Genomic DNA, 20,726 nt, shown 5'->3' with positions numbered 1-20,726 from the left:
GATAGGTGATCACTATGCCACAAGTAGACAGATACAAAGAACGTACCGTGAACATAGAATTTGTAGCCGTGGAGGATTTTGGCATTCTTCCGTATCCAGAACGGTTTACGCTGATTTTTATAACGTCTGGAAGTATAAAGGGGGTACTGAACCAACGTCCAATATCTATTAGTGCTCCTGGTGTCCTTTGCTTGGCAGAAGACGCTCATTTGCAAGTGGTTGAAAAGATTAATGTATCTGCGCAATCCTTTCGTTTTCATCCTGAATTTCTTAACACCATTACGCTTTCCGAAACGATGGATTATTTACCTGCAGCGCCTAGAATACAAACAGGACTTTCTCTTTTTCAAAGTCATAATCTGTATGCAGGAGTGCCTCGTGTAACGGAAAAGGCATACCCGCTATTATTTGAATGGTTTTTCGTACTTGGCATGGAAGTGCAGGCGCAAAGTGATGCACTCTGGGTGTGCCGAATAAAAAAGTACCTCATTCAAATTTTGGGGTTGTTGGAGGAATTGAATCGAAATAGCGAACACTCACCTGTCGATGTAGCGTTAGACTATATCCACACGAATTATCCGACAAAGATTTCATTGGAGGATCTGACGAAGTGTGCTCATTTGAACCGCGTGACTCTAAATAAGAGGTTTCAGGAAAGGTGCGGGAATACAGCGATTGGTTATTTGCTTTCACATCGCTTAAAGGTTGCGAGTGACCTTTTGGTACATACAGATATGAGCCTTAATGAAATCGCGCGCGCTACTGGATTTGAGTATGATACCTACTTTATCAAACAGTTTACGGCTAGAAAAGGGATGTCACCGACGACGTATCGGACTACCTCTCGTAAGTTCGCCGGTGCTCAATAACAAAAGGGTGCCCATATCCATACCGCCACCGTTATCCATATTTCCTTTACCGTCTCCATTGACCCGCGCGCGAGGCGCGGGTTCACTATTTTGTGTGCATCGATCCAAACCAACCCTAATTCCCCGCTGTATCGTTCGTTTAAATAGGCAAATGGAGCTTGTTCGACTAAGCAGTCGCCACCAAACATGACAATGCGATCCGGCTTATGAGCATAAATGATATGATGAGCAGCCTCTAATTGCTCAAGCAGCTGTTTTCGACCATACGTACCGTTCTCGTTTTCTAGCGGAATTCCGTCATAAGCTTGAACGGGGACATGAATAAGGGGCTGATCATTGTCAGGGGCTAGCCAAGCAAGCAGTTCGGCTCCAAAAGAGTAGTTAGGGTTGTTTCCCCCTTGCCATTGCGGCATCAGCAAGCGTATTGTTTGTTTAGTCACTTTTTTCTCTCCTTTATTTAGAGTAACGCCAGTATAAAATGTAAACATACAAAAAAAAAGTACGCACATTATAGGCGGGTACTTTCAGAAAGGATAGTGTAAACATGAGTATGGCTGAATTTAAAGGTAAGGTTAAAAATATTCAAGATACGCCTTTTGGTTATACATTATCGGTTATTGGAGGGAAGTGGAAAATGATTGTTATTTACCTCCTATCTGAAAACGGACCGGTTCGCTTTAATGATCTGAAAAGACAGATCGGAGTTATCACTTATAAAATGTTGAGCTCACAACTTAAAGAATTGGAAGCAGATGGAATGGTAAAACGGACAGAATACCCTCAAGTTCCCCCTAAAGTCGAATACAGGCTCACAGAGAAAGCGGAAACCTTATTGCCCGTTTTGGAAGGGTTATGTGAGTGGGGAGTAAAGAACCAGAATAATTAAATCCATTTTTTTGACTCCGTTATGAAGCTGTTTTGCTAGGTTGCTATCCAAAGGGATTTTATGTAAGCTACATCTATTGCTTATACTTATTAATTAAGTTTTTGATTCGCGCTATTCAGGCGCTAGATATTCATTTGGATGAAAGGAGAAATAGATATTTTTAAGGTTGTAGATCTTTTTGCATAAGAAAGAAGGAATGAAGGGTGTCATCAGAATTTATCGTTCGTGAGCTGACGGAAATATCGGACAATATGAGGGTCCATTTAGCAGATTTGCTCGTTGAGGTAGTCGAAGAAGGAGCCTCCATCGGTTTTTTACCTCCATTAAGTATGTCAGAAGCGATTTCGTATTGGTCACATGTCATCCATGAAGATGTTATATTATGGATCGCAGAGCGGAATGGAGAAATGGTTGGTTCTGTTCAATTGCATCTCTGCTCGCGCCCTAATGGCAGCCACCGTGCTGAAATTGCGAAGCTCATGGTTCATCCGAATGCCCGCCGTAAAGGGTTGGGACACATCCTGATGGCTGCGGCTGAAGAAAGGGCAAGAGAGCAAAATCGCAGTTTGCTCGTCTTGGATACCCGGGCTGGCGATCCCTCAAATCGATTATACCGAGCTATGGATTATATAGAGGCAGGGCGAATTCCCCGTTATGCAAAATCTGCAGATGGGGAGCTTCATGACACGGTGTATTATTATAAAAACTTATAGATGATACCAGTAAACTAGATTTAGGAGGCATGCCTTTATGAGCGAATTGAATTCCAATCCATTATTGCTATCCATTCCCGAAAGTATTGAAAGCGATCGACTGCTCATTCGTGCACCGAAATGGGGAGACGGAATTCAGCTAAATGAGGCGGTCATTGAAAGCAGTAACGAGCTTAAGCCATGGATGCCATGGGCTCAAAGCATTCCCACAGTTGAGGAATCGGAAATCGTCATTAGGCGTGCACGCTTAAGGTATCTGGAGCGCACTGATTTGATGCTATTGCTCTTCTTGAAGGAGACAGGTCAGCTCATCGGCAGCAGCGGTCTTCATCGAATCGATTGGGAATCACGGAAGTTCGAGATCGGCTATTGGGGCCGTTCAGCATTTAGCGGCAACGGTTATATTACGGAAGCAGCTGAAGCGATAACGAATTTCGCTGTCCACGATCTAAACGCCAATCGCGTTGAAATACGCTGCGACTCACGAAATCAACGAAGCGCGCGAGTAGCTGAGCGATTAGGTTTTACGTTAGAAGGCATTCTTCGTTCTGAAAAATGCGCAATTGACGGCTCGCTGCGGGATACGATGATATTTGCAAAGGTGAGAGGGAAAGAGCTTTGACGATGATCATGGACACATGGTCAAGCTTATCCCAGCTGTAATTTTGGGCAAAAAGAAATTACTATATCCTATTGAGACTCATTGATAAATCTTTTGAAAATGATCGGAGAAGGCAAAGTGCCTTGAGCTGGTCATTTTTTTTGCTGTTAGGCGTTATTGCAATCATTCATGGCTTGTGCAGAATTCAATTAGCTCCATTAAGGTTCATTATTAAAAAAATTGTTGTTTACAGTCTTCATTAAAATCTCATTTCGGTGTAGTTGATGAAGAGAGGCTCGTGAATCTGGGATATGATTAAACGCCTATGAAAGTAAAACTTAAGCGAAATAGCTGGTTCTACAACGTGAATATCGATAATTTGATAATTCCTATAAGAATACTTTAAATTACCATTGACATTACTGATTAATGCTAATAATATTACATCAATAGCTTATTACAAGTTTTGCATAGTAATTATAAAGTTACAAATTTAAATCAGTGTATTTAGATATTTATTTAATCACATATTGGACTGATCATTCAAATGGAGGTCTTATTTTTCCTGATAAAGGGAGAAATAAGACCTTTTATTTTATTAATTTAATTATTTTTACATAATTTATTTTTATGGAGGATGATGGAATGAGTGGGAACGCAGTAGAATTTATAGGAGTCAGTAAGAGCTATGGCTCCAGCAACGTATTGAAAAACTTTGATCTGGTCATTCCAAAAGAAAAAATCATTACGATAATAGGACCCTCAGGTTGCGGGAAGACGACACTGCTTAAAATGATCAATCGGTTGATTGAACCGGAATCCGGGCAAATCCTGCTGGAGGGAAAAGTTATCAATAGTCTCGATCCCGTGGAGTTAAGGCGAAACATTGGGTATGTCATTCAGCAGATCGGCTTGTTTCCTCATATGACAATTGAGCAGAACATCTCCATTGTGCCCAGACTAAAAGGTGAGAAAAAACAGCATTTAATTGCAAGGGCCTCGGAACTACTGGATTTAATCGGCCTAGACCCGGCTAAGTTCCTTAAACGGTATCCCCATGAGCTTAGTGGCGGACAGCAGCAGCGAATCGGCGTTGCTCGTGCCCTGGCTGCCAATCCTTCGATTGTGTTGATGGATGAGCCGTTCAGTGCGCTCGACCCTATTAGCCGTGTTCAATTGCAAAAAGAACTCATTCATTTAAATAAACAGGTACGAAAAACAATTGTATTCGTCACCCATGATATTGAAGAAGCATTGAAGATCGCTGATCAAGTCGTTTTGCTTAATGAAGGTACAATTGTTCAACAAGGTTCACCTAATGCGCTATTGCAATCACCCATAAACAATTTCGTTCGTGATTTTCTAGGTGCGGAAAGGTTTCCGCTTGCATACAACCTTTAACCTTTGTTGTGGGGTTGTATATTCAACCAATTTGAGAAAGGAAATAACTGCATGATTGAATTCTGGGAGATCCTCCGAACAAATTGGCAAGAGGTTTTACAAAAAACAAGCGAGCATTTTCAATTGTCGTTCATTTCAGTCCTCATAGCTTGTGCGATAGCGGTACCCGCAGGCATTTATGTTTCTACACATAAACGGCTAGCCAATATTATGATTACAGTGGTGTCTGTTATTCAGACGATCCCAAGTTTAGCGTTATTTGGATTCATGATCCCACTGCTCGGCATTGGAGTTAAACCCGCAATCTTTGCTCTTACACTATATGCGCTTTTCCCAGTCTTGCAAAATACTTACGTTGGCATAAGTGGTGTTAATCCTGCTTTGATTGAAGCAGGGACGGGAATGGGCATGACGCGGTTGCAAATATTGCGGTTGGTGCAGTTGCCTATTGCCAGGAGCATGATTATGGCTGGCGTAAGAGTTGTTACTGTTCAAACTATCAGCATGGCCACCATTGCCACTTATATTGCAGCTGGCGGACTCGGAGACATTATTACGCGGGGCATATCGATGATTAACACGTCAATCATTTTGCTAGGGGCTATACCGGTATCGATATTAGTTATTATTGTTAATTTATTATTACTTGGTTTGAATCGTGTATTAACACCGAAAGGTTTAAGACATCAAAAAACATGAGCGTAAGAGGAGTATTCATTATATATGGATTTAGACAGACGCGTTGTTGATTGAAGTCATCATGGGTGGTAGGACTCGTCATAATATTGCTCGCTGCTACTGCAGGGTGCGGCAATTTGCTGGAGGCAGGCTCTAGTAAGTCTGACACAATCAATATTGCTACAAAAGGTTTTGCAGAGTAGAATGTTTTGGCCAATATGATTAAATTGCTGATTGAGAATGATACCGATTTGAAGACAAAAGCTCAAGGGCTAATTAAATAGATCTTGAAAATGCAGGATGCCCAGTAATCAAAGAATCCAAAGGAGTGATGACAGTTGGTGACAGTCAACCAAACGATACGCAACCATCATAGCGTCGCAGACGATGCGCTGGTTCTGAACGGGAAGCGAATGACGATTCAAGATGTATATGATGTCGCTCATCACGGCAGGTCTGTGAAAATCTCGGAAGAGGCCATGAGCCGTGTAGAAGCGGCGCGAAAGCTGGTATTAGAGCTGGTTGAGGAGGACGTACCGGTATATGGCTTTAACCGGGGAGTCGGATGGAACAAGGATAAGGTGGTTGCGCCGGCAGTCTTTGAGCAATTTAACCGCAACCTGATTTTGTCGCATAGTTCCGGGGTAGCACCTTATGCCACTGAAGCAGAAGTACGGGCCGTTATGGTTGCCAGACTGAATACACTGCTGCTTGGCTGCACAGGCTCGCAATCCACGATACCTGTGCGTTATGCCGAATTTTTGAATCTTGGCATTCATCCATTACTGCCGCTCAGAGGCTCTGTAGGAGCAGCAGATATTACAACGGTTACGCATATTGGCCTTGCCTTTATCGGCGAGGGGGAGGTCGATCGGGGAGGAGAACGGCTCACGGCGGTCGCTGCTTTGAGTGAGGCTGGGCTTGAGCCGCTTGTACTCGGGCCAAAAGATGGGCTATCACTGATTTGTACCAATGCATTATCTGCGGGAACAGGAGCGCTGGCGCTGCATGAATGCGGAGAACTGTTGAAGCTTGCTGATATTGTATTCGCGTTATCTCTGGAAGCCATTCGCGGCAATGTCAGCCCATTGGATGAAGCGGTCCATCGCGTACGCCCGTTTCCCGGTCAGTTGCAAAGCCTGTCCCATATCAAAAGCTTGCTTACGGGGAGCGATCTATGGGACAGCTATAATCCGGAATCGCTGCAGGACCCGTTAAGCTTTCGCGATGCCTGCCAAATTCATGGGGCAGCCTACGATGCATTCCGTTACACGAGGGATCAACTGGAAATCCAGCTTAATAGCTCGGACGATAATCCGTGCGTGATCATAGAAGAACGTAGAATTATCTCTTGCGCCAATTATGAGCCGGTATCCTGGACGCTCGGCTTTGAAATGCTTGGCAGTGCGCTTCATCATATATCCAAGAGCGCCTGTTATCGGACGATCAAGTTAGGTACGCCTGCTTTTACGGGATTAAGCCGTTTTCTGACTGCAGACGAAAGCCGTTCGATCGGTTATTGCACTGTGCAGAAGACGATTACTTCACTAGACACGGAAATTCGCCATCTTATAAATCCTGCTTCTTCTGATTATTTCTCTCTCGCCGGGGACATTGAGGATCATGCCGCCAATTCGCCGTTTGTTGTAGCCAAAACCCGCGAAATCATCGACCGGCTTCACATTGTACTCGGTATCGAGGCGCTTCATGCAGCACAGGCCATTGATTTGCGCGGTGGTATTCGTCTGGGCAAAGGCACCGAAGCTGCGTATCAAGCGATTCGCTCGGTTGTCCCTTTTCTAGCTGAGGACCGAAATTTATCGGTAGATATCGCACAGGCATACGGGGTGTTGAAAAGCGGAGAATTACTCTCACGGGTAAGAGAGGCATTGGATCAGTAAGCATGAACTTAAGGAAGGCGGACTGATAGGAATGAGTAATGAAGAATTGAAGCTGAAAGCCGATGTACTCATCATCGGCGGCGGACCTGCTGGTGCATGGGCATCCATTGCTGCAGCGGAACAAGGTGCTAGTGTCATCCTTGTCGACAAGGGCTATTGCGGAACAAGTGGGGCGACAGCGCCGGCAGGGACGGGGATTTGGTACATAAAGCCGAATGAACAAGAGCGTGAAGAGGCCATGATGAGCCGTGCAGAGCTTGGCGGACATCTGGCGGACCGAAAATGGATGCTGCGCGTACTCGATCGTACCTATCATAATGTACATCAAATCCGGGACTGGGGTTATCCCTTCCCGATCGATCAAGGGGGTGAGCTTAATTATAGCAGTGTGCAGGGACCGGAATATATGCGGCTGATGCGCAAGCGCGTACAGAAAGCGGGCGTACGCATATTGGATCATAGCCCGGCACTGGAATTGCTTGCCGATGGCCATGGTGTAGCTGGCGCAACAGGTATTCAGGAACAGACTGGGCAAACATGGCGTATTGATGCCGCAGCGGTCGTTATCGCTACAGGCGGATGCGCATTTCTAAGCAAGGCGCTGGGTACCAATGTTCTGACTGGTGACGGTTATCTGATGGCGGGAGAAGCTGGAGCGGAATTTTCAGGTATGGAATTTTCGACAGCCTATGCGATCGTTCCGCATTTCTCATCGGTGACGAAGACCGTATTTTACAATTGGGCGACCTTCTATTATGAGGACGGCAGAGTTGTCGAAGGCGCGGGATCGCGAAGAGGCCGCTCGGTGATTGCCAAGACTCTGCTTAAAGAGCCAGTGTATGCACGTCTGGACAAAGCGGACGAAGCCTTGAAGCTGGCAATGAGAAAAGCGCAGCCCAATTTCTTTCTCTCCTTCGACCGGCTAAAAATCGATCCCTTTACGGAGAAATTCCCGATTACACTCAGGTATGAAGGAACGGTCAGGGGCACTGGAGGCATTAACATTGTAGACGAAACCTGCGCGACCAAGGTTCCAGGTCTATATGCGGCAGGTGATGCAGCGACCCGCGAGCTGATTTGTGGCGGATTTACAGGCGGTGGCAGCCACAATGCGGCATGGGCGATGTCATCAGGTTACTGGTCTGGCGAAGGTGCGGCCAGATTTGCCTTGAAGCAGGGAGCACATCGATTGGATAGAGATGCCCGCGGCTTGTCCGAGCAAACAGGGGTGCCGACACACCCTAACTCAAACAAAAGCGCTATGAATACCGAAGAACTGATCCGCCTTGTTCAAGATGAAGTGTTTCCGTATGATCGTAATTGGTTCCGGAGCGAGCAGGGCCTTACGGACTCGCTGGGACGCCTGAACCGGTTATGGCACGAAATCAAACAGGGGGTAAGCACAGGTGAAGGCAGTACGATAAGTGTGAGAGAAGCCGCCGCTATGACGGCTACTGCTAGATGGATGTACGAAAGCGGCCTCGAGAGAAGGGAAACGCGGGGCATGCATGTACGAACGGATTTTCCGGGCAAGGATGCTGCCCAACACTACCGCTTGATTAGCGGTGGTCTGGATAAAGTTTGGGTTAAGCCGCATACAGGCCCATACTCTGGGAACATAAGGGAGGCAATCCGCCCATGATCGAGATATTGAGTGCCGACCGCTGTATTAGCTGCAATCAATGTGTAAGGATCTGTCCGACCAACGTATTTCAGGCAGTACCTAATGATATTCCGGTCATTGCCAGGCAATCGGCTTGCCAAACCTGCTTTATGTGCGAGCTGTATTGTCCTGTAGATGCGCTTTACGTGTCGCCTAACGCTGATCGTATAGAGAAGATTGAAGAGTCGACCGTTATTGAAGACGGACTTCTTGGCAGCTACCGCGAATCGGTTGGATGGGGAAAGGGCAGAAAATCCACTGCATCGGATGATGAATCCTATATCGTCTTCCGTGCAGCGCGCTCTTCCCATTAGATCAAAGAGGAGGAAAGTGAAAATGAGCACATCACATGATCTGACATTCACAATCGGATCAAAAGCAGCCCTTTACAACGGAGGACAACATTTGCCGTCACAGGTGCAGCAAGCGTTGCAACAGGAGTGGAACAGCATATCCCTGGAATTGGAGGCACAGGAAGGCGAGAGCTGGAAGCAAGCTTATATCCTCCCCAAATCATTGGATCAATTGCGTTCTAAACGATCCGGGTGGTATCAAATTGCTCGCGGCAGCTCCGTATTTGCAAGCGGTTTGAGCGATTATGCTCATTCTTTATGGTCCGGCTGGTACGGCAACAGGGAGCTCGATCAGATCAAGGAGCATCTTGATGCCCAGCGGTTAGCGAATTTGTTCGAGACCGCTCTGCGAGAGCGCAGCAGGCTTACGACCTCCTTTCATAAGATAAAGCCACTTGCAACTGGTTCAGAGACGATTCATCCGATCCTAAGTCTGACGGAGAGCGGCATTCGGTTACAAGGCAAGCAAACCTTTGGAGCAGACGCCTTATTTGCGGACGAATTGCTGGTGTTTCTCAACCAGGCAGGGGAGAGAGTCTCGTCAGGAATCGCTCTTATTCCAGTAAGCAGCGAGCAATTGGAGGTTCAGGTACACGCCGATTTGCAGGCGGGCATTACCGTCATCTATAACAGCATCGACATACCTTGGGAACGCATATTGGTGAATGACGATGCAGCGAGTGTCAAGCAGTTGACTCAGCAGCCTGCAGCTGTATCTCTTGCCGATTATCAATGGATTGCAAGACAGCTAGACGTGCTGGAGCTAATAGCCGGAACTGCATTCGCGCTTGCGGAAGAGAATGGCTTGAACAAGGAACTTCATATTCAGACGGCATTAGGCGAAATTGTTCAGCATCTTGAAGTGCTGAAAGCTTTCATTTTCACAGCTGAAGAAGGAGCCAGCGCTAACGAAGCGGGTCTGTTCCTCCCTTCCGCTACTCCGCTGCAGGCGGCAAGGAAAGCCGGAGGAGCATATATTCATCATGCGCTGGATGTGCTCGATCGAGTAAGCCAAACCGCAATTTTGGATTCCCCGCACTTGTCTTTTTCCGGTCAGCGCGATGATGGGGATCAGGCAACGCTGCTGCACGGGGTGTGGACACTTATAGGCGGTGAGCAGGCATATCGAAGAAAGCAGCATGAGCTCTATACGTTTGGCGATCCGATCGTACAATCGGCTCTGTTCTATCAACAATATGCGTTTGATTTCTACAAAGAGCTGTACACAAAGTTTTGGAACAAGGCTGGTACTCCAGCAAGCCAATATATTTATGAATAGGGAGTGAGCGAATTGTCATCTGGCAAACGATATATAGAGCGTTTAAATGACGGAAGACAAGTATGGCTGAATGGAGAATGGGTAAAGGATCTCCCCTCGCATCCCGACTTCCGGGGCACAGTTGCATCTATCGCTTCCATTTTGGATTTGCAAGATGATCCGGACATCGGCCCGCAGCTTACTTTTGAGACGGAAACAGGGGTTAAGGCGAATTTAGCCTATTTAATTCCTACCGAAAAAGAAGACAATATCCGCCGAGGCCATTCTTTTAAAATCTGGTCGGATGCAACGTTCGGTGTAATGAGCAGGGTTGCAGGTTCCTATCGGTCCCAAATTACAGGTCTTTATATTAATCGGAATTTCATCAATCAGGAGCAGCCGCATTTTGCTGAGAGAATCGAAAACTATTTTAAATATGTACGAGATAACGACCTGCTCATCACTTCGGCTGGTCATGATCCGCAGGTCGATCGCAGCAAGCTCGCCCATGATCTGGGTGATTTATATACCGCTGTCCGAATTGTGAGGGAAACGGAAGACGGAATTATCGTTCGCGGGGCTAAGATGATTGCTACTGGTGGGGCCTACCTGGATGAAATTATAATTTCTCCTCTCGCCAAAAAAACAGCAGCTGAGAAGGAATATGCGAGTTTATTCGTGATTCCAGCCAATAATCCGGGCGTATACCAGATTAGCCGTGAATCATTTGCTTCCCAACAGGAAGAGGATCATCCGCTAAGTTCGCGTTATGATGAGATGGATACCGTCATTGTGTTCGATGATGCACTGATTCCCTGGGAGCGGGTGTTGGTGAAAGAAGATCCGGATACGCTGTGGAAGCTGCGTACGGATCATGTATCCAATGGATTCGGGCTGCATGAAATTGTCGTGAGACTCGTAAGCAAGCTGGAATTCGTCACCGCTGTTGCCGTAGAGCTTGCCGAATCGATTAACATTACCAAATTCGCTCATGTGCAGGAGAAGCTTGCGGAGCTGGCTTTCCAGGTGGAATCCGTCAAAGCGTTATGGTATTCATCCGAGCATAAGAGTACGCTTCATCCTCTAGGCGTGTGGCTGCCAAGCAAGCAGGAGCTTGCCACAGCTAAAAATTTGGGGAACAAATACTACCCTCGAGCAATTGAAATTTTGCAGCAGTTATCGGGATCGGGTATGCTGCAGGTTCCTTCGAGACTGGACGATTTGCGGGGGCCGCTAGGGCCGAAATTGCAGAAATATTACCGGGGTTCCGACCGCAGCGCCGAGGAGCGTGGGAAACTGCTTAAGCTATCCTGGGAATTGGTGGGCAGCCAACTTGGGGCAAGACATGAACTCTATGAGCGATTCTATGCCGGAGACCCGGCTAGAACCTTTGCGGTTCAATTCCTGGACTATGATAAGCGTGAGCTTATTGCCAAAGCAAGGGCGAAATTCGGTTAATATCAGGAATGTCATGCAATCAAATATAACATTGATCGACCAAACGGTTGGAGGTCTTGTTTTCCCACAAGGGGAGAACAAGGCTTTTTTTATAAAATTTGTCAGCATGCGTCATCAACCAACAAATTAATTTAGTCGAGAGGGGAATTTCAGATGAAAGAAACATTCGATCACAGCAGAAGCAATCAAAAGAGGGGTAGAGGGAGATACAGAAAAGCTGTAATCGTCATAGGGCTTTTGATTCTGCTCCTTGCAGGCTGCTCCAGTTCAGGCGGCGGCGCTTCCGATACCATTAAGATTGCTACTAAGGGCTTTGCGGAATCAGATATTTTGGCAAATGCCTACAAGCTGCTGATTGAGCAGGATACCGATTTGAAGACAAATATTGAAACACTGGACAACGCGCTGCTCTGGGGTGCCGTTAAGGAAAAGAAAGTTGATTTTTATGTAGAATACACCGGTACGGCCCTTATTAATATATTGAAGGCAGAGCCGGAATTTGACCCGCAGAAGGCATATGACAAGGTGAAGACGGAGCTAAAAGCCAATAATCACCTTACGATTCTTGACCCGATCGGCTTCAACAATACGTATGCTTTTGCACTGCACAAAGATATCGCGGAGAAATACGGAATTAAGACCACCTCGCAGCTTGCGGAGAAATCCAGTGAACTGATCTTTGGCGCAAGCGAAGAATTTTTGAATCGCCCAGACGCCTGGCCGCCGATATTGAAAGTATACAATCCTAAATTCAAGGAAATCAAAAACATTCAAGATACGGGCTTGGCCTTCAAAGCGATCGAGCAAGGGCTGATCGATTCGTTTATTCTTTACACGACACATAGCAACATTACAGTGAAGCCTATCGTGGTGCTTGAAGATGACAAGCATGTCTTCCTGCCTTACTATGCTGTGCCGCTCGTCCGCGACGAAGTGCTGGAGAAGCATCCCGAGCTGAATGAGGTGCTTAACAAGCTGTCCGGCAAAATTACGGATACCGAGATGCAGAGGTTGAATGGGGAAGTGGAGCTTAAGCAGAGGCCTGCGCTTGATGTCGCCAAAGAATGGCTTACGGAGAATGGCTTGTTAACCAAATAAAGCATGATATTCTTGGGGGAAGAAGCAAGCTTTATGTAACCAGTGTGCAGTGTTTGCTGCATGTTTGCAGGGGAGTAAAGCTGCTTCGGACTCTATTATTTATCCTATAAGGGGTTGGTTGAATATGACTCACCATGATCCAAGTACGTCCATCTCGATTAATCGCGTGCCATTCATCATATCAGATGCGGAACGGCGTGACATTCCGCGCTTTGAGAAACGCCCGATCGATGCTATACTGCCCACGGAGAGCTTAACTCTGACACGTCGCTTTGTTCCGTATCCTGATCGCTTCACCTTCGAATCGAGCGCACGTTGGATTCGAGCTGTAGTTGGCGATATTGCGGTGGTCGACAGCCGTTCGCAGATTCTGGTATGGGAGCCGAGGCACAAGGTTCCCGAGTATGGCTTTCCTATCGAGCACGTTCGTACAGATTTGCTAATACCGTCACAGGAAAGACCGGAGCCTCGAGAATTTTACAGGCCGCAAACAACGGACGTGAGTTGGTTCGATCTAAAGCTCGGTGAACGTCACATTCCGTTCGCGGCATGGTCATGGAACGTCGAGGGACTTAAGGGCTACCTTGGAGTCAATTGGTTTAACGGTGTGCTCGATGGCTGGTTTGAGGAAGATCAGCCTGTGATGACCCATCCTCGTGATCCATACAACCGGGTTGATGCCTTGCCGAGCAGCCGACATGTGGTCGTGTGGGCGAATGGCCGAGTGATTGCAGAGACGCATGACCCTGTACTTGTGTACGAGACTGGCTTGCCGGTCAGATATTACTTTCCGGTTGCAGACGTAGATTTCAGCACCCTGGTTAAAACCGACTATTGGAGCGAATGCCCCTATAAGGGTTACTCTGATGGATATTGGCGCCTGAGCGAAGATGATGTCAACATTGCATGGTCATATTCAGATCCGCGTCCGGAATTATCTGAGATAGCGGGTCGCATTGCCTTCTACAACGACCGCGTTCAACTCGTCGTGGATGGCGAGCGAGAGAACTGATGCAAATGCTTTAACCGCCAGCCACTCTCTTGCTACCCTTATTTTTTTATTTCCTCAACGTTCTCTCATAGTCTTCAAAACGAATTTATCGAATTTGTTTCCGATCCGCTGATCGAACAATAATACCCTCCGACTTTCCGGAGGCATCTATTCCTACTTTTGTCTGCTCGAAGCGCTTCAAAAATGTAAAGGTATTTTCATATACATATAGAGCATCATTTCATGAAGAAAGCCTCTTTCATCCGACAGCTCCTCCGTTAATCTGTCTCTTTCACCTAGCTTGTGGCAGGTAAGAATACTCGGGTATTTCGTTAAAGAATTTATTTTCTTTAAATCCATTTTGGGTAGCTCCTTATCAAATGTTTTTCACTAATAAGCACGGGTAATTGCCTTATTTGTGTTTGGTAAAGAGTTCAGCTTTCCTTTTATGTGCGTCGAATGAGAGGATTGCTATGCTTTTGGGCAAAAAGAGGTTACCATAACCTATAGAAGCTTATCGATAAAAAAGTGCAATCAGATAAGGAGTGATCATAGGATGGAGAATATAACCTTTACGCTAGATGAAGCTAACGAGCTGCTGCCGCAATTGAAGGAGGATTTAAAGCTGCTTCAGCAATTAACAGCACAGTTCGAGAACCTATACGTAGATTATCAGAAGGAAAAGGCTGTATATGAGCAAGCCTTTGCAGCTGTACAAGGAAGCAAGGATCCTTTTTTCGAACAGGAAAGCCAGCTGGAATTCATGAAAATGGAAGCCGACCTGCTGATTGACAACTTTTCGCGAAAAGGCGTGCTTTTGAAAATGATCAACCCAGGATTGATCGATTTTCCAGCAGTGCTGGATGGCGAGAATATTCTCATTTGCTGGAAGGAAGGGGAAGAGCATATTAGCCATTATCATGGCTGGCATGATGGCTTTGTTGGAAGAAAGCCTTACCCGAAACAAGGATGATAACGAGGATGAAAATGATCGGTGAAGGCAAGGTGCCTTAACCTGGTCATTTTTTGTTGATAGGCGGCATTGCTAAATGTGCAACATTTTCCATTTTTTATGCGTATGTAAATAGGCATTTAAATCGAGAAGATAAGCAGGTGTTGCATGAGAAAATGGATTTCGACGTTTGCCCGAGGCGTGATCATGAAAACGGGCAGCAGAGTGTTTGGCGAGACGCTCTCGGAGAGCGGCATGATCGTGGTGCAGGCAGAGGGCAAGCTGCTCGCCTTCAAAGAGCCGGCCAGCTTGAGAAATTAATCTAGTTGCAAAGGAAATGAGGCGAGGCGCCATGTCAGGCGTAATCACGAAAGCCATTCACATATTGGACCTTTTGCTTCCGCAAGGGACGGAGAAAGAGATGAGCGTCACGGAAATGAGCAGGGAACTGGATATGCCCGTGCAAAGCGTTCATCGGATATTAGCCTCCTTAATGGAGCATGGGTTCGTTGCGCAAAGCACGAAAACGAAGAAGTACAAGCTAGGCTTGACGATTATGAAGTATGGCTTCCTGATGTGGGATAGCTTGATGCTCCGCACGGTTGCGAGGCCGTTCATGGAGGAGCTTTCGCAGAAAACGAAGGAAACCGTCTACCTCGCTACCCGCGAAAATGCGGAGGGCGTCTATATCGACTCGGTTGATTCACCGCAAATTTTGAAAATATCCGAACCGATCGGGCTTAAGCTGCCCTTGTTCATCGGCGCTTCAAACCGTGTGATCCTCGCCTATTTGCCAAGTAAAACGCAGGAAGCATTGCTCGCGGATGTTGATTGGTCATCGGTGCCTTCGCTAAAGCCATTGTCGCGGGAGCATATTGAGGATGAGATTGCAATGATTCATAAGCAAGGGTATGCCATTACGACAGGCGAGGCAACGGAGGGAACGACCGGTATCGGTGCCCCGATCTTTTCTTATGAGAACATGGTAATTGGCTCATTAAATGTGGCAGGGCCTTCTCTTCGGTTTACGGAGGATACGATTGAAAGAAACAGCTCACTCGTCAAAAAATATGCAGATCTCATTTCGAACGAGCTTGGCTATCGCTACAAGCTGAAGCGGTAAGTTATTTTTTGTACATGGTTTCCCGTTATTCGGGATATAGATATTTCAGATACTGAATAATGGGATTATAATTACCTTCATTAGCAGCAGCGCCTGCGTACATTGGAGGAGATCCGAACGATGAATATCCTTGCTTTTAGACATTTTGAATTTGATGATGATTATGCGCTCCGTACATGGGCAAGCCTTACGGGGCATCGGCTGGAGATGCGCGATCCTTCTATTGAAATAAATGCAGCTTGGCTTGATGAGACGGATTTGCTCGTTATATGCGGCGGGCCGATGAGCGTGTACGAGGAAGATCGATATTCCTGGCTCATTTCCGAGAAGCAATTTGTGAAGCAGGCGATTGTGCTCGGCAAAAAAGTGCTGGGCATCTGCTTCGGCGCTCAAATGATAGCTGAGCTGTTAGGAAGTCCCGTATATCGTGGCGCCTATAAGGAAATAGGCTGGCATACGATTAATCGCACGGGAGAGCAGCATCCGTGGCTGGATGGCTTGCCGGAGCAGCTGGTATCGTTTCAGTGGCATGGCGACACCTTTGATTTGCCTGCGGAAACGCGTCTGCTCGCTTATTCGGAAGCGTGCAAGGTGCAGGCTTTTGCCTATAGGGAGCATGTACTCGGGCTGCAATTCCATCTGGAGACGACACCATCTTGCATCGAGTCGATGTTTGCGCACTGGTCCTCCGAGCTGATCGATGCTCCTTATATTCAGAAGGCAGAGCAAATTCGAGGTCAATTCGGTCAAAGCGAGCATTCGATTAAAGCGCTCCACCGTATATTGGATCAGATTACTGCCCATGCAGAGGCAAAGTGCCATACAACAACGATAAACGGAAATGGCTGAAAGGGAAGTTTATTTTTTAAAAAAGGGAGTGTTCAAGGATGAAGCGCAATCGTCTAGGAAAATCAGAGCTCTACGTAAGTGAGGTCGGTCTTGGCTGCATGTCGCTTGGGACAGACAGGGAGAAGGCGGTAGCTCTCGTGCATGAAGCTATTGACGGGGGCATCAATTTTCTGGATACGGCAGATCTTTATAATGAAGGGCTTAATGAGGAAATTGTCGGTGAGGCCATTCGGGGAAGGCGTTCAGAGGTTATACTCGCCACGAAGGTCGGCAATCGCTGGGAGCCTGGCAAGGAAGGCTGGACCTGGGACCCGTCCAAGGCATATATCAAGGCAGCAGTGAAGGACAGCCTAAGGAGGCTTCAAACGGACTATATTGATCTCTATCAGCTGCATGGCGGTACGCTGGAAGATCCAATCTCGGAAACCATCGAGGCGTTCGAGGAGCTTAAGCAGGAGGGGCTTATTCGTTATTACGGCATATCCTCTATTCGGCCAAACGTCATTCGCGAGTACGTGGAGCGGTCAAATATCGTCAGCGTGATGAGCCAGTACAGCATATTGGATAGAAGGCCGGAAGAGCATGTGCTGTCTCTGCTGGCAGAGAAGGGGATAAGCTTAATTGCTCGCGGTCCGGTGGCAAAAGGGATTTTGACTGATGATGGCGCTGGGAAAGCGGAGAAAGGTTATTTGGATTATGGCAAGGAAGAGCTGTCAGCGCTGCGTGCTGTATTGCTCGAAACGGGAGATGGCTCCCGAGACATGGCACATACAGCAATCCGATATGCGCTAGCCCATCCGGCTGTTGCGACGGTTATTCCTGGCGCAAGCACTTCTAGGCAATTGCTGCATAATATAGCGGCGAGTGAGGCTGCACCGCTTACGCCACATGAACTAGAAGCTATTCAGAGCATAAGCCGAAGCAGCCGATATGAGCAGCACCGTTAAAATAAGCATGAGGGAGTATGACTGGGCAAAGTTTTCATTTACAGAACAAACGTTCAACGCTATGATCTCTTTGTGGGTCATTTTCCAATTAATTGCATGGAGAAATGAGGGAGCTGCCTGCCGGGCAGCTTTTTTTTTGAACCAACAAATAGTATGTTCGAAATTGTTCGTATGCTGATTCATACTGACAAACGTTATTAGATGACAAGCTGAGTCGTTTCATGCCTTGGCTGCATCGGATCGTTCGAAGGACCAAACATTGCCGACCGCGCAATTCTCTTACTTAGGCAAGCACAGGAGGCAGAAACAATGGGAGTGAGCAGCTCGAGCAGCTGGTTCATTTTATAAAGGAATACCATTCGGAAATTTGGGTCAATCCATTCTTACTTTCGAAAACGAGGAGAAAAGGAGAGGTTGAACGATGATTAAACGAATCGAATGTGCCTATGTACCTGTGTCTGATGTGGAGAGGTCCGCAGCGTGGTATGAGCGTGTATTAGGCATGCGCCTCCGTTCCAAGGTTGAACCGGGTCGCGGCGCGATTATGGTGATGGAGGAAGGCGGCTGGTTATTTCTTCTGCCAAGCCCTGACATGACACCGCTTACTTTCGTCACGGCAGGTTGGGCGGAAGATGATGCGTCATTCGAAATGTTCCCGCTTTGCTTTGAAACCAATCAGATTCATGTGCTGTTTGCTTCCCTTAAGGAAGCGGGGACATGGGTGGAGCGGGACATTCGAGATGAGGGTAGCTGTGGCCTACAGCTTAATTTCAAGGACCCGGACGGCAATAAGTATCAAGTATGGCAGCAGCCGGCATCATAGGTTAAAATAAGGTCTATTCTATCGCCTTGAGAATGTGACAGAGAGAGAAGGCTATGCGAGTCCTTTCTCTCTGTGCTATTCTTAGATAGGAAGGTTTGACTTTATCAACTGTATGCAATAATATTACAGTATCCTTCTTGAGAGGGAGTTGTGAAAATGAATAGTGAATTTACGGTAGCGGTTCACAGTCTCGTGCTGTTAGCCTATTTGCCTGATCATATGGCCAGCAGCGATACGATCGCTCGGAACGTTTCGACGAATCCAACGCGCATTCGCAAAATTATGAGCACGCTGAGGAAGCACGGATTTGTGAAGACGAAGGAAGGAATCGGCGGCGGATATATTTTGAACTGCGAGCCGGGCGAGGTTACGCTGGCTCAAATTTACCGCGCAATTTCTGGCGGTACACTGAAGCCTCACTGGTGTTCCGGCAACCCGGAGGAGGATTGTCTCGTATCGGCTAATATTCAGGCTGTTATGGATCATTTTTTCTATGAAGCTGAGCAGCATTATGAGGCTTACCTGGAGCAAAATACGCTGCAAACGGCTTTGGATAAAATCCGAAAATGTCAGCAGCAGTATAAAACACAGCAGGTTTAATGTCATTGTACGGATGCGAGGAATCACGGCTGCTTCAACAACAATTAGCGGTAAAACGATAGAAGGAAGTTTTTACCGCTGATTGTTGCTGTCGTGCTAGAAAAGCAGCTTTTTTTATTGCTCGATATGTATCAAATATTCATACAGTTAATTTGAGAATGGATTAAGGAAGGCTATATCTTCCGATGATTAAGAAAGGGTGAGCATAATGTCAGAACAGACGCAAATAAATGCAACATTTAACATTCCACTTTCAGTGCTCGATGTTTCTCCAATTGTTGAAGGAGGCTCCGTTGCCGAATCGCTGAGAAATACGTTAGATCTTGCCCAGCATGCGGAAAAATGGGGCTACAACCGCTACTGGCTGGCGGAGCATCATAATGCGCCCAGCATAGCAAGCTCGGCTACTTCTATCGTAATTGGTCATGTAGCGGCAGGCACATCGACGATTCGCGTAGGCTCAGGCGGCATTATGCTGCCAAACCATGCGCCGCTTGTCATCGCCGAGCAATTCGGCACACTGGAGTCTTTGTTCCCCGGCCGTATCGATCTTGGGCTTGGCCGAGCGCCGGGCACGGATGGTCTTACAGCAGCGGCGCTTCGCGGGAACAGAAAAAGCAATGGGCATGATTTTCCTGAGCAGCTGGCAGAGCTCCGCGCATTTCTAGATCCGTCCAGCGCAGAGGTTGGCATGCCTGTAAGGGCGATTCCAGGCGAAGGACTGGAAATTCCGATTTGGCTACTGGGCTCAAGTGATTTTAGCGCCTTGCTGGCTGCTCAGCTTGGCTTGCCGTTTGCATTCGCAGGACATTTCTCGCCGACCTTTACCGTTCCGGCTATGAATCTCTATCGCAGCAGCTTTAAGCCATCGGCAATTCTCGATAAGCCAAAGGGAATGGTTGCAGTTAACGTTGTAGCGGCAGATACGGATGAAGAGGCGGCTTACCTAGCTACGTCCATGCAGCAATTATTTCTTTCTTTTATTCGCAATACGCGCGGTCCATTGCCTGCCCCGGTTCGCGATATGGATACCGTATGGACACCTCAGGAGAAAATGGCTTTGCAGCAGCAGCTTGGCTCTTCCATTGTTGGAGGGCCAGAAACGGTTCGCAGCAAGCTGAAGCAATATATTGAGGCGACGCAAGCAGATGAGATTATGGTTGCAGCACATATTTTCGATCATAAGGCACGCTTGCGTTCTTATGAAATTATAGCTGGGCTGTAGAGGGCTGACGGATCGAGATCGTTAGGCCGTTCAGGCCGTTCACTCATTTAGCGGGCGTCGTGAGAAAGCCCTATGGATGGACGTTTTTACTATCGGCTAAGTCACCTGTTCTTATGCTGCATTGCAGCAATTTTATTGTTGTATGTTCTGGGCGTTTAATCTGATGGTGTGCCTAGTGTTTGACTGCTCGCCAACATTAGGTCTACTTTCTAGACCTATTTCCGCTTTCCGCTGACGGAGCGTCAGTTACCCACTTGGCAGGTTGACCTTTGGCGTAGGGAGCACAAGATGTTCATTTGGCGCGGAATGCATGCAAATTAAAAAAGCTGTCCTAAGG

21 protein-coding genes and 1 pseudogene are annotated in these 20,726 nt (G+C 47.1%); 21 read left to right on the top strand and 1 reads right to left on the bottom strand.

Translation table 11 applies throughout. The annotated features are described in order from the left end of the window. The first annotated feature begins 14 nt into the window (after positions 1-14). Positions 15-869, top strand: a complete 855-nt coding sequence (locus tag A7975_RS17095; RefSeq protein ID WP_065385860.1) for an AraC family transcriptional regulator — start codon at positions 15-17, stop codon at positions 867-869. Positions 870-961: 92 nt separating this feature from the next. Here A7975_RS17095 and A7975_RS17090 read toward each other — a convergent pair. Further along, a pseudogene (locus A7975_RS17090) lies at positions 962-1,309 on the bottom strand (arginase family protein); the annotation flags it as partial. Positions 1,310-1,413: 104 nt separating this feature from the next. Between A7975_RS17090 and A7975_RS17085 the strand changes: the two are divergent. From A7975_RS17085 to A7975_RS16995, 20 genes are all read left to right on the top strand, one after another. Continuing rightward, on the top strand, positions 1,414-1,755 hold the full coding sequence (locus A7975_RS17085) for a winged helix-turn-helix transcriptional regulator (RefSeq protein WP_053372617.1): 342 nt from the start codon (positions 1,414-1,416) through the stop codon (positions 1,753-1,755). Between the two features lie 251 nt (positions 1,756-2,006). Next, positions 2,007-2,468, top strand: coding sequence for a GNAT family N-acetyltransferase (locus tag A7975_RS17080; protein ID WP_053377459.1), 462 nt, complete (start codon positions 2,007-2,009; stop codon positions 2,466-2,468). A 37-nt stretch (positions 2,469-2,505) separates the two neighbouring features. Next, positions 2,506-3,090: a GNAT family N-acetyltransferase gene (locus A7975_RS17075; RefSeq protein WP_065385859.1), complete on the top strand. Its 585-nt coding sequence runs from the start codon at positions 2,506-2,508 to the stop codon at positions 3,088-3,090. 624 nt (positions 3,091-3,714) lie between these two features. Further along, positions 3,715-4,470: an ABC transporter ATP-binding protein gene (locus A7975_RS17070; protein ID WP_053372615.1), complete on the top strand. Its 756-nt coding sequence runs from the start codon at positions 3,715-3,717 to the stop codon at positions 4,468-4,470. Positions 4,471-4,521: 51 nt separating this feature from the next. Further along, positions 4,522-5,169, top strand: coding sequence for an ABC transporter permease (locus A7975_RS17065; protein ID WP_053372614.1), 648 nt, complete (start codon positions 4,522-4,524; stop codon positions 5,167-5,169). A gap of 320 nt (positions 5,170-5,489) precedes the next feature. Beyond that, the gene (locus A7975_RS17060; RefSeq protein WP_255314304.1) at positions 5,490-7,049 is read left to right on the top strand and encodes an HAL/PAL/TAL family ammonia-lyase; all 1,560 of its coding nucleotides are present in this window, start codon (positions 5,490-5,492) and stop codon (positions 7,047-7,049) included. Positions 7,050-7,080: 31 nt separating this feature from the next. Next, a complete protein-coding gene (locus tag A7975_RS17055; protein WP_065385858.1) occupies positions 7,081-8,691 on the top strand; it encodes an FAD-dependent oxidoreductase in 1,611 nt (536 codons plus the stop codon). Beyond that, on the top strand, positions 8,688-9,026 hold the full coding sequence (locus tag A7975_RS17050) for a 4Fe-4S binding protein (RefSeq protein WP_053372612.1): 339 nt from the start codon (positions 8,688-8,690) through the stop codon (positions 9,024-9,026). Before A7975_RS17055 ends, A7975_RS17050 begins: the two co-directional genes overlap by 4 nt. A gap of 22 nt (positions 9,027-9,048) precedes the next feature. Further along, positions 9,049-10,344 carry a 4-hydroxyphenylacetate 3-hydroxylase C-terminal domain-containing protein gene (locus A7975_RS17045; RefSeq protein ID WP_065385857.1) on the top strand — a complete coding sequence of 432 codons (1,296 nt, stop codon included), beginning with the start codon at positions 9,049-9,051 and terminating at the stop codon, positions 10,342-10,344. A gap of 12 nt (positions 10,345-10,356) precedes the next feature. Further along, complete coding sequence (locus A7975_RS17040; protein WP_065385856.1) at positions 10,357-11,781, top strand: 4-hydroxyphenylacetate 3-hydroxylase family protein; 1,425 nt, start codon at positions 10,357-10,359, stop codon at positions 11,779-11,781. A gap of 153 nt (positions 11,782-11,934) precedes the next feature. Further along, positions 11,935-12,879: an ABC transporter substrate-binding protein gene (locus A7975_RS17035; RefSeq protein ID WP_065385855.1), complete on the top strand. Its 945-nt coding sequence runs from the start codon at positions 11,935-11,937 to the stop codon at positions 12,877-12,879. 124 nt (positions 12,880-13,003) lie between these two features. Then, complete coding sequence (locus A7975_RS35670) at positions 13,004-13,891, top strand: DUF427 domain-containing protein (RefSeq protein ID WP_082198236.1); 888 nt, start codon at positions 13,004-13,006, stop codon at positions 13,889-13,891. Positions 13,892-14,426: 535 nt separating this feature from the next. Then, positions 14,427-14,843 carry a DUF2203 domain-containing protein gene (locus tag A7975_RS17025; RefSeq protein ID WP_053372608.1) on the top strand — a complete coding sequence of 139 codons (417 nt, stop codon included), beginning with the start codon at positions 14,427-14,429 and terminating at the stop codon, positions 14,841-14,843. A 147-nt stretch (positions 14,844-14,990) separates the two neighbouring features. Beyond that, positions 14,991-15,143: a hypothetical protein gene (locus A7975_RS34240; RefSeq protein ID WP_176707742.1), complete on the top strand. Its 153-nt coding sequence runs from the start codon at positions 14,991-14,993 to the stop codon at positions 15,141-15,143. Positions 15,144-15,174: 31 nt separating this feature from the next. Then, complete coding sequence (locus A7975_RS17020) at positions 15,175-15,945, top strand: IclR family transcriptional regulator (protein WP_065385854.1); 771 nt, start codon at positions 15,175-15,177, stop codon at positions 15,943-15,945. 120 nt (positions 15,946-16,065) lie between these two features. Beyond that, positions 16,066-16,794, top strand: coding sequence for a type 1 glutamine amidotransferase (locus tag A7975_RS17015; protein ID WP_065385853.1), 729 nt, complete (start codon positions 16,066-16,068; stop codon positions 16,792-16,794). Positions 16,795-16,832: 38 nt separating this feature from the next. Next, complete coding sequence (locus A7975_RS17010) at positions 16,833-17,741, top strand: aldo/keto reductase (RefSeq protein WP_065385852.1); 909 nt, start codon at positions 16,833-16,835, stop codon at positions 17,739-17,741. A 421-nt stretch (positions 17,742-18,162) separates the two neighbouring features. Continuing rightward, positions 18,163-18,564, top strand: a complete 402-nt coding sequence (locus tag A7975_RS17005) for a VOC family protein (protein WP_053372603.1) — start codon at positions 18,163-18,165, stop codon at positions 18,562-18,564. Positions 18,565-18,720: 156 nt separating this feature from the next. Continuing rightward, on the top strand, positions 18,721-19,164 hold the full coding sequence (locus tag A7975_RS17000; protein WP_053372602.1) for an Rrf2 family transcriptional regulator: 444 nt from the start codon (positions 18,721-18,723) through the stop codon (positions 19,162-19,164). Between the two features lie 208 nt (positions 19,165-19,372). Beyond that, the gene (locus A7975_RS16995; protein WP_065385851.1) at positions 19,373-20,389 is read left to right on the top strand and encodes an LLM class flavin-dependent oxidoreductase; all 1,017 of its coding nucleotides are present in this window, start codon (positions 19,373-19,375) and stop codon (positions 20,387-20,389) included. Positions 20,390-20,726 lie beyond the last annotated feature (337 nt).

It is taken from the genome of Bacillus sp. FJAT-26390, assembly GCF_001682865.1.
GTDB lineage: Bacteria > Bacillota > Bacilli > Paenibacillales > Paenibacillaceae > Pristimantibacillus.
The sequence above is the reverse complement of the archived record's forward strand: the minus strand, read 5'-3'. Positions and strand labels throughout refer to the sequence as shown.

Excerpts from the sequence above, each read along its gene's own strand:
- A7975_RS17065 (WP_053372614.1), top strand. The coding sequence starts at position 4,522 with ATGATTGAATTCTGGGAGATCCTCCGAACAAATTGGCAAGAGGTTTTA.
- A7975_RS17085 (WP_053372617.1), top strand. The coding sequence starts at position 1,414 with ATGAGTATGGCTGAATTTAAAGGTAAGGTTAAAAATATTCAAGATACG.
- A7975_RS17080 (WP_053377459.1), top strand. The coding sequence starts at position 2,007 with ATGAGGGTCCATTTAGCAGATTTGCTCGTTGAGGTAGTCGAAGAAGGA.
- A7975_RS17025 (WP_053372608.1), top strand. The coding sequence starts at position 14,427 with ATGGAGAATATAACCTTTACGCTAGATGAAGCTAACGAGCTGCTGCCG.
- A7975_RS35670 (WP_082198236.1), top strand. The coding sequence starts at position 13,004 with ATGACTCACCATGATCCAAGTACGTCCATCTCGATTAATCGCGTGCCA.
- A7975_RS17010 (WP_065385852.1), top strand. The coding sequence starts at position 16,833 with ATGAAGCGCAATCGTCTAGGAAAATCAGAGCTCTACGTAAGTGAGGTC.
- A7975_RS17035 (WP_065385855.1), top strand. The coding sequence starts at position 11,935 with ATGAAAGAAACATTCGATCACAGCAGAAGCAATCAAAAGAGGGGTAGA.
- A7975_RS17070 (WP_053372615.1), top strand. The coding sequence starts at position 3,715 with ATGAGTGGGAACGCAGTAGAATTTATAGGAGTCAGTAAGAGCTATGGC.
- A7975_RS17005 (WP_053372603.1), top strand. The coding sequence starts at position 18,163 with ATGATTAAACGAATCGAATGTGCCTATGTACCTGTGTCTGATGTGGAG.
- A7975_RS17015 (WP_065385853.1), top strand. The coding sequence starts at position 16,066 with ATGAATATCCTTGCTTTTAGACATTTTGAATTTGATGATGATTATGCG.
- A7975_RS17020 (WP_065385854.1), top strand. The coding sequence starts at position 15,175 with ATGTCAGGCGTAATCACGAAAGCCATTCACATATTGGACCTTTTGCTT.
- A7975_RS17000 (WP_053372602.1), top strand. The coding sequence starts at position 18,721 with ATGAATAGTGAATTTACGGTAGCGGTTCACAGTCTCGTGCTGTTAGCC.
- A7975_RS17050 (WP_053372612.1), top strand. The coding sequence starts at position 8,688 with ATGATCGAGATATTGAGTGCCGACCGCTGTATTAGCTGCAATCAATGT.
- A7975_RS17095 (WP_065385860.1), top strand. The coding sequence starts at position 15 with ATGCCACAAGTAGACAGATACAAAGAACGTACCGTGAACATAGAATTT.
- A7975_RS17055 (WP_065385858.1), top strand. The coding sequence starts at position 7,081 with ATGAGTAATGAAGAATTGAAGCTGAAAGCCGATGTACTCATCATCGGC.
- A7975_RS17075 (WP_065385859.1), top strand. The coding sequence starts at position 2,506 with ATGAGCGAATTGAATTCCAATCCATTATTGCTATCCATTCCCGAAAGT.
- A7975_RS17045 (WP_065385857.1), top strand. The coding sequence starts at position 9,049 with ATGAGCACATCACATGATCTGACATTCACAATCGGATCAAAAGCAGCC.
- A7975_RS16995 (WP_065385851.1), top strand. The coding sequence starts at position 19,373 with ATGTCAGAACAGACGCAAATAAATGCAACATTTAACATTCCACTTTCA.
- A7975_RS34240 (WP_176707742.1), top strand. The coding sequence starts at position 14,991 with ATGAGAAAATGGATTTCGACGTTTGCCCGAGGCGTGATCATGAAAACG.